General features: G+C 71.8%; 5 protein-coding genes. 3 read left to right on the forward strand and 2 right to left on the reverse strand.

What is annotated here, in order from left to right; translation table 11 throughout:
* Positions 1-427 (reverse strand): MaoC family dehydratase N-terminal domain-containing protein (locus ACFW2E_RS09945; protein WP_384464131.1); only part of this gene is annotated, 427 nt, incomplete at its 3' end.
* Positions 428-727: 300 nt separating this feature from the next.
* Here ACFW2E_RS09945 and ACFW2E_RS09950 point away from each other — a divergent pair.
* The 3 genes from ACFW2E_RS09950 to ACFW2E_RS09960 are packed head-to-tail and all read left to right on the forward strand — an operon-like array spanning position 728 to position 3,653.
* Positions 728-1,642, forward strand: coding sequence for an ATP-binding cassette domain-containing protein (locus ACFW2E_RS09950; protein WP_384464134.1), 915 nt, complete (start codon positions 728-730; stop codon positions 1,640-1,642).
* On the forward strand, positions 1,642-2,358 hold the full coding sequence (locus ACFW2E_RS09955) for an ABC transporter permease (RefSeq protein ID WP_384464137.1): 717 nt from the start codon (positions 1,642-1,644) through the stop codon (positions 2,356-2,358). Before ACFW2E_RS09950 ends, ACFW2E_RS09955 begins: the two co-directional genes overlap by 1 nt.
* A gap of 26 nt (positions 2,359-2,384) precedes the next feature.
* A complete protein-coding gene (locus ACFW2E_RS09960) occupies positions 2,385-3,653 on the forward strand; it encodes a sensor histidine kinase (protein ID WP_384464195.1) in 1,269 nt (422 codons plus the stop codon).
* Here ACFW2E_RS09960 and ACFW2E_RS09965 read toward each other — a convergent pair.
* Positions 3,631-4,841 (reverse strand): alpha-L-arabinofuranosidase B (locus tag ACFW2E_RS09965; RefSeq protein WP_384464140.1); only part of this gene is annotated, 1,211 nt, incomplete at its 5' end. The two genes, ACFW2E_RS09960 and ACFW2E_RS09965, sit on opposite strands and share 23 nt — an antisense overlap.

Raw genomic sequence — 4,841 nt, forward strand, 5'->3', positions numbered from 1 at the left:
AGATAGTCGCTGTGTTGGTCCACCGGGGGCGGGGGGCGTGGGCGACCGCGGTGCGCATGACGAGGACGGCCGCCTTGCCCTTGTCGTACACGGCGGCGATGCGGCCGGTGGCCGTGGCGCTGCCCTCGACCGGGATCGGGCGGTGGAGGGTGAGCGACTGGCCGCCGTGCAGGACGTGGGCGAGGTCGACGTCGACGCCGGGCATGGACAGGCCGCTGATCACGCCGGGTGACCCGTTGCCCGCGACGGTGGCGAAGCTGGGCAGGACGTGCAGCCGGGACTCCAGCGTGTAGCGCAGTTCGTCCGGGTCGGTGGCGGGCACTCCGGCGCCGAGGCCCAAGTGGTAGAGCTGGACGTCCCTGCGGTCCCAGGTGATCTCGCCGGACCGGGGTTCGGCGGCGAGGGCCTTCGCTGCGTCGATGGGCATACGGCTCCTGACACTCACGGCTTTTGACACACGGCTTGTGACGCACGGCTTGTGACGCACGGCTTTCGGACTGCGGCTTCAAGACCCCGGCACGGCCGTCCGCACCGTCGGCCGCACCGAGGTCGTCGCGGGCCGACCTAGAACGCGTTCCAGTCCGGCGCCCCCTGTATAGCCCAGCACTCCCCACTTGTGAAGGCTCCTGACGTCGTGTCAGGTCCGCCCGCCCGGGACATTTGTACTGCCCGAGTCCGTACATGCGCATCTGCCGGGCAGGGGGCCGAGGTTCGTAGCGTCGTGGACATGACGCAGACATCACCCGCCGTGTCCTTCACGGGAGCCGTCAAGACCTACGGAGCCGTCCGCGCCGTCGACGGTGTCGACCTGGAGATCGCGCGCGGCGAGACGGTGGCCCTGCTCGGCCTCAACGGCGCCGGGAAGTCGACGACGATCTCTCTCCTCCTGGGCCTGCACGAGCCCGACGCGGGCACGGTGGAGCTGTTCGGCTCGGTCCCGGAGCGCTCCGTGCGCGCGGGCCGGGTGGGCGCGATGCTCCAGGAGGCGCGCGCGGTCCCCCGGGTCACGGTCGGGGAGCTGGTCTCCTTCGTGGCCTCCCGCTACCCCGCCCCCATGCCGGTGGCGCGGGCGCTGGAGCTGGCCGGGATCGCCTCTCTCGCTCAGCGCAGGGTGGACCGGCTGTCCGGCGGTCAGACGCAGCGGGTGCGGTTCGCGGTGGCGCTGTCCGGGGATCCCGCGCTCCTCGTGCTGGACGAGCCGACGGCCGCCCTGGACGTGGAGGCCCGGCACGCGTTCTGGGACTCGATGCGGACGTACGCGCGTCGCGGCCACACCGTCCTGTTCTCCACCCACTACCTGGAGGAGGCCGACGCGCACGCCGACCGCATCGTCGTCATCGACCGCGGCCGGATCGTCGCCGACGGCACGGGCGAGGAGCTGCGGCGCTCGGCCGGCGGCAACCTGGTCTCCCTCGACCTGGCCGGGCGCACCCCGGACGGGCTGGCCCTGCTGCCCGGGGTGCGGTCGGTGGAGGTACGCGGGGACCGGGCGCGGCTGCGCACGGACGACTCCGACGCGACGGTGGTCGCCCTCGCCGGGCTGGGTGCGGTACACGGCCTGGAGGTCACCCCGGCCTCGCTCGACGACGCCTTCCTGGCCCTGACTTCACACAAGCCCTCGCACGAGACGGAGACGGTGTGATGTGGGACTACCTGCGCCTCGAGGTGCGCCGCACGCTGCGCGACACGGGCTTCGTGATCGGCGGGATCGCGATGCCGGTGATGATGTACCTGCTGTTCACCAACATCGGCGCGAACGACGGCGACTGGCGGACCGCGTCCATGGTCGGCATGGCCGCGTACGGCGCGGTCGGCTCCGCCCTCAACACCGGCGGCGCGGTCGCCGAGGACCGGGCGATCGGCTGGCTGCGGCAGCTGAGGGTGACGCCGATGACCCCGCGGCAGGTGGTGATCGGGCGGGCGCTGACCGGTTCGGTGACCGTGCTCCCGGCGATCGTCGCAGTGCTCGCGGCCGGCGGTCTGGTGAACGGCGTACGGCTGCAGGCCTGGCAGTGGGTGGCGGTCGCGCTGCTGCTGTGGCTCGGCTCGGTCCCCTTCACCCTGCTCGGCCTCGGCAACGGCTACCGGCTGACCGGTCCGGCCACGGGCGTGGCCAACATGATCGCGAATCTGGGGCTCGCGGTGCTCGGCGGGCTCTGGTTCCCGGTCGAGCTCTTCCCCGGCTGGCTGCGCCCGGTGTCGGAGTACACCCCCACCCATGACATCGCCGAGCTGGGCACCTCGGCCGCCGCCGGGCACGCCCCGGCACCCGGGGCCGTTCTCGTACTGGTGACCTGGCTGTTGGTGTTCTGTTCGTACGCTGTGCTGTCGTACCGCCGTAGTGCGGAGACCAGCTGATCGGGGGATCTCGGGTGAACGGGAACGTGTCGTGGTGGCAGCAGGCGCGATGCCAGGTGACGGCCTGGAAGGCCGCGCGGGCGTCGTGGAAGGCGGACATGGAGCGCTTCCGGGCCGCGCAGAAGGCCGCCCGGAAGAACGGGCAGACGCCTGAGCACCCGGGCCCGCCGCCCACCGGCTTCGCCCTGCTGCCGTGGCTGCTCATGGGACTGGGCTCCTTCTCCAACCTCTTCCAGGGCAAGACCCCCAACCCGTGGATCGGCGCCGTGGGGCTGCTCGCCTTCAACTCGCTGTACATCTACGTGACGTTCCGCGCCTTCGACCGGGAGAAGCGCGAGGCGACGTCCACCCGGGTGGCACTGCTGCTGATGGGCCTGCTGACCACGGGCCTGGCTCTCGGGTACGGCGGCAGCTGGCTGCTGTTCTTCCCCCTGCTGGGCCTCGCGACGGGCGCGACCCTGCGCGGGCCGTGGCTGGGCAGGACGGGGATCCTGCTGGCCGCGTTCGCCGGTACCGTCTCCGGCTTCCGCGACGGCTGGGACGCGGTGAACATCGCCTACGGCACCTTCCTGTCGAGCATGGTGACCGCCGCGATCCTGGGCCTCAGCGAGGCCGTACGGGAACTGCGCGCCGCCCGCGAGGAGCTGGCCCGCCGGGCGGTGGCGGAGGAGCGGCTGCGCTTCTCCCGCGATCTGCACGACCTGCTCGGCCACACCCTGTCCGTGATCGTGGTCAAGTCGGAGGCCGCCCGCCGTCTGGCCCCGCGCGACATGGATGCGGCGCTGTCGCAGATCAACGACATCGAGTCGGTCGGCAGACAGGCGCTGACCGAGATCCGTGAGGCGGTGACCGGCTACCGCGAGGGCAGCCTCGCCACGGAGCTGACCCGGGCCCGCTCGGCGCTGTCCGCGGCGAGCGTGGAGCCGGTGGTCCGCCAGTCCGGCACACCCCTCGCCCCCCAGACGGAGGCCCTGCTGGGCTGGGTGGTGCGCGAGGCCGTCACCAATGTCGTACGGCACAGCGACGCGAGCCGCTGCGAGATCACCGTCGAGAGCGGCGCGGAGCGGGCCCTGCTGACGGTCACGGACAACGGCACGGGCGCCGTCGCGGCCGAACCGCGGGAGGGCACCGGCGGCACCGGTCTCAAGGGACTGACCGAGCGCCTCGCGACGGCGGGCGGCTCCCTGCGGGCCGGCCCGTCGCCGCGCGGCGGTTTCACGGTCACCGCCGAACTCCCCACGGAGCCGGCGGAGCTGTCGGTGGCCGGGGCGGCTACGGCGCCCAGGGCGAGCTGACCACCCAGCTCACGTCGTCGCTCCACGACGTGCCGCTGTCCCAGGCGTTCGAGCCGCCGTTGCTCGCTATGTAGACGTTGTGGTCGTAGTGGCGCAGATATCTCGTCGGGTAGTTGTACGAGGCGAACGAGGTGCCCGTGCCGCTCTTGCCGGTCTGCGGGCAGAACGTGGCGTCGGCCCTGAACTGGGCGCTGCCGTCCATGGGCTGACGGTAGAGCCGGTAGTTGTAGTGGCGCAGGAAGTCGCCGGGGTAGTTGCGCGACTCGAAGGACACGCAGGAGCCGTCGGCGAGGCCCCTGCGGACGATCCAGGTGGCGTCGTTCCTGTCGAGGGCCGAACTGCTCGATGTCACCGAGGAGATGACGGCCGCGTCGTCCTGGTGGCGGACGAAGTCGGTGGTGCAGCAGGCGGTCGTCGCGCGCAGCGAGATCTCCGAGCCGGGAGTGAGGGAGCCGGTGCTGCCGGTCGGGCCGCCGTAGGCGACGGAGACGACGTCGGCCTGCACGGCGTCGTCGGCGGCGTCCGTCGGGATGCCCGACGTCATCACGCCCTCGAAGAAGGACCCTGTGGAGCCGTTGCTGTTGTCACCGCCGGTGCCCAGGACGATCGCGCCCTCCTGGTGCATCGGCGAGTAGCCGCCGGCGGTGGGTTCGGCTCCGGAATAGGTGGTCGTGAGTCCGCCTGATTGCGCATTGCCGTATTTCAGCGCGAAATGGTTCTGTCCGTTGTTCTTCAGCAGCGCGGTGACGAACGGCAGTGGCCCGGAACCGGTGTTGGACGAGTTCCTGCTGTACCCGGCGTCCGACTGGAACAGGCCGTTCTCCAGGTCGGCCTGCACCCACGGCCCCTTCCCGTAGCAGGGCGAGAACCAGCACTCGGTGCCGAAGTTGATGGCGTCCATGTGGCCGTTCCCGGTGTCCTTGTTGTTCGTCTCGGCGTTGCCGTAGTCGAAGCAGCAGGAGCCGTTGACGTGGGTGCCGGAGGTCACCACGTACATCCCCTCGGCCTGGCCGTTCACGGCCACACCGGAGGTGGAGTTGTCCCGGTAGCCCATGCCGGCGGAGATCTCCAGGCCGTAGACCTGGTGACCGCCGGCGGTCACCGGCAGCGCGTCCGCGGGGGGGGCGCCGCCCGCGGCGGGCCGCCCCGCCCGCCCCCCCGCGCGGGGCAGCGGGGGGCCCCGCCACC

The organism is Streptomyces sp. NPDC058964, assembly GCF_042741275.1.
Taxonomy (GTDB): domain Bacteria; phylum Actinomycetota; class Actinomycetes; order Streptomycetales; family Streptomycetaceae; genus Streptomyces.

Bases quoted from the DNA above. Each gene is read 5' to 3' on its own strand.
- ACFW2E_RS09955 (WP_384464137.1), top strand. From the start codon at position 1,642: ATGTGGGACTACCTGCGCCTCGAGGTGCGCCGCACGCTGCGCGACACG.
- ACFW2E_RS09950 (WP_384464134.1), top strand. From the start codon at position 728: ATGACGCAGACATCACCCGCCGTGTCCTTCACGGGAGCCGTCAAGACC.